The 3,178-nt window shown below is 73.5% G+C and carries 3 protein-coding genes; all 3 read right to left on the reverse strand.

Annotation, left to right across the window (positions count from 1 at the left end):
* Positions 1 to 85: 85 nt before the first annotated feature.
* Positions 86 to 1,048, reverse strand: a complete 963-nt coding sequence (locus DQW06_RS24585) for an aldehyde dehydrogenase family protein (protein WP_013154260.1) — start codon at positions 1,046 to 1,048, stop codon at positions 86 to 88.
* Positions 1,041 to 2,471, reverse strand: a complete 1,431-nt coding sequence (locus DQW06_RS24590; protein ID WP_071622491.1) for an aldehyde dehydrogenase family protein — start codon at positions 2,469 to 2,471, stop codon at positions 1,041 to 1,043. Before DQW06_RS24590 ends, DQW06_RS24585 begins: the two co-directional genes overlap by 8 nt.
* Positions 2,472 to 2,476: 5 nt before the next feature.
* Positions 2,477 to 3,178: deoxyribose-phosphate aldolase (gene deoC / locus DQW06_RS24595; RefSeq protein WP_117199397.1), on the reverse strand; the 702-nt coding region annotated here is incomplete at its 5' end.

Here is a 3,178-nt window from a genome sequence, read left to right on the forward strand (position 1 = left end):
CGTCCGGGCTGCCCGGACGCGCCGGGGGTACGGGATCGTCGCCGGTGGAACCCGTGCGTCACACCGGCCGCGGCCTCGGCTCCCCCTAGATCCCCACGGGGTGCCAGACCGTCTTGGTCTCCAGGAAGGGCTTCAGGCGCGCGGTGCCGGGGTCGGGGTCGAGCCAGGCCTCCTCGCCGCCGTCGGAGCCGGGGCCGGGGCGCAGCACCCGGGTGAGGGTGTCGGCGGCGGCCCTCTCGAACTCCGCGGCCAGGTCTCCGGCGCCGGTCAGGTCCAGGGCGTTGACGTCAGCGTGCGAGGCCAGGTGGGGGCCCAGTTCCGGCACGCGTCCGGTGAGCAGGTTGACCACGCCGCCCGGCAGGTCGGAGGTGGCCAGCACCTCGGCCAGGTCGATCGCGGCCAGCGGCGCGTCCCCGGAGGTGACCACGACGGCGGTGTTGCCGGTGGCGATCACGGGGGCGACCACGGAGGTCAGGCCGAGCAGCGGCGCGTTCTGGGGGGCGAACACCGCGACCACGCCGGTGGGCTCGGGCGCGGAGTGGTTGTAGTAGGGCCCCGAGACGGGGTTGGCGCCGCCCAGGACCTGGGCGACCTTGTCGGTCCAGCCCGCGTAGTACACCCACCGGTCCACGGCGGCGTCGACCACGCGTTCGGCGTCGGCGCGGGAGAGCCCCTGAACGGCCACGGCCTGGGCGGCGAACTGGTCGCGGCGTCCCTCCAGCATCTCCGCGACCCGGTACAGGATCTGGCCGCGGTTGTAGGCGGTGCGGCCCGACCAGCCGCCGAAGGCCTTGCGCGCTGCGGCCACGGCGTCGCGGGCGTCCTTGCGGGAGGCGAGCGGGGCGTTGGCCAGGTGCTGGCCGCTGGCGGAGGTCACGGGGTAGCTCCTGCCCGATTCCGAGCGGGGGAAGGCCCCGCCCAGGTAGAGCTTGTAGGTCTTGCGGACCGCCAGCCGGGCGGGCGCGGCGGCGACGGCCGTGCCCTTCGCGGCCTTGACGGCCCTGGCCGCGTTCTTGGCGGTCTTCCGGTTCTCGCGCCGCTCAGCCAAGGTAGGCCTCCAATCCGTGCCGCCCGCCCTCGCGGCCGTATCCCGACTCCTTGTAGCCGCCGAAGGGGCTGGTCGGGTCGAACTTGTTGAACGTGTTGGACCAGATCACCCCGGCGCGCAGGCGCTCGGCGGTCCAGAGCATGCGCGAGCCCTTCTCGGTCCACACCCCGGCGGAGAGGCCGTAGGGGGTGTTGTTGGCCTTGGCCACGGCCTCCTCGGGGGTGCGGAAGGTCAGCACCGAGAGCACGGGGCCGAAGATCTCCTCGCGGGCCACGCGGTGGGACTGGCTGACGCCGGTCAGGACGGTGGGCGCGAACCAGTAGCCGCTCGCGGGCAGCTCGCAGGCGGGCGACCAGCGCTCGGCGCCCTCCTCCTCGCCGGTGTCGGTGAGTTCGCGGATGCGCTCCAGCTGCGCGGCGGAGTTGATCGCGCCGATGTCGGTGTTCTTGTCCAGCGGGTCGCCCAGGCGCAGCTTGGCGATGCGCTCCTTGAGCCGGGGCAGCAGTTCCTCGGCGATCGACTCCTGGACCAGCAGCCGCGAACCCGCGCAGCACACGTGGCCCTGGTTGAAGAAGATGCCCGAGACGACGCCCTCGACCGCCTGGTCCAGGGCCGCGTCGTCGTAGACGATGTTGGCGCCCTTGCCGCCCAGCTCCAGGGTGAGGCGCTTGCCGGTGCCCGCGACCGAGCGGGCGATCTGGCGGCCCACCCCGGTGGAGCCGGTGAAGGCCACCTTGTCGGCGCCCGGGTGCTCCACGAGGGCCCGGCCGGTCTCGCCCGCGCCGGTGAGGACGTTGACCACGCCCGGGGGCAGGTCGGCCTCCTGGCAGATCTCGGCGAAGGCCAGCGCGGTGAGCGGGGTGGTCTCGGCGGGCTTGAGCACGACGGTGTTGCCGGTGGCCAGCGCCGGCGCGATCTTCCACGCGAGCATGAGCAGCGGGAAGTTCCACGGGATGACCTGGGCGGCCACGCCCAGCGGGCGCGGGTCGGGGCCCAGCCCGGCGTGGGCGAGCTTGTCGGCCCACCCCGCGTGGTAGAAGAAGTGCGCGGCGACCAGCGGCAGGTCGACGTCGCGCGTCTCCTTGATGGGCTTGCCGTTGTCCATCGACTCCAGCACGGCCAGCTCGCGCGAGCGCTCCTGGATGATGCGGGCGATGCGGAACAGGTACTTGCCGCGCTCCGCCCCGGGCATCGGCCCCCAGACGGTGTCGAAGGCGCGGCGGGCGGCGGCGACGGCCCGGTCCACGTCGGCGGGTCCGGCGACGGCGACCCGGGCGAGCTCGGTCTCGTCGGCGGGGTTGAGGGTGGTGAGGTACTCGCCGCCCTCGGCCGGGGAGAAGGCGCCGTCGACGAACAGCTCGTAGTTCTCGCGCAGGGTGACGACGGAGCGGGACTCCGGTGCGGGCGCGTACTCGAAGATCACGGCTCTCAGTCCAGCGTGTAGTAGTCGGGGCCCGGGTAGGTGCCGGTGGACAGCCTGGTGCGCTGCATGAGCAGGTCGTTGAGGAGGCTGGAGGCGCCGATCCGGAACAGGTCGGGGGTCAGCCAGTCGGGACCGGCGACCTCGTTGACCAGGACCAGGTTGCGGATGGCGTCCTTGGTGGTGCGGATGCCGCCCGCGGGCTTGACGCCCACGCGCCTGCCGGTGGCGGCGTGGTGGTCGCGGACCGCCTCCAGCATGACGAGGGTGACCGGCAGGGTGGCGGCCGGGGACACCTTGCCGGTGGAGGTCTTGACGAAGTCGCCCCCGGCCCGGATGGCCAGGTGGGAGGCGCGGCGCACGTTGTCGTAGGTGGCCAGCTCGCCGGTCTCCAGGATGACCTTGAGGTGGGCGGTGCCGCAGGCCTCCTTGACGGCGGCGATCTCCTCGAACACCTTGAGGTAGTCGCCGGACAGGAAGGCGCCGCGGTCGATGACCATGTCGATCTCGCTGGCGCCGTCGGCGACCGCGCGGCGGGTGTCGGCGAGCTTGACCTCCATGGGCGCCCGGCCGGAGGGGAAGGCGGTGGCCACCGAGGCCACGCCGACCCCGGTGCCGCGCAGCGCCTCGACGGCGGTGGCGACCATGTCGGGGTAGACGCACACGGCGCCCACGCGGGGCACGGTGGTGTCGGCGGGGTCGGGGTGGCC

Origin of the sequence: Nocardiopsis sp. TNDT3, from assembly GCF_003427465.1 — a bacterium.
Classification (GTDB): domain Bacteria; phylum Actinomycetota; class Actinomycetes; order Streptosporangiales; family Streptosporangiaceae; genus Nocardiopsis; species Nocardiopsis dassonvillei.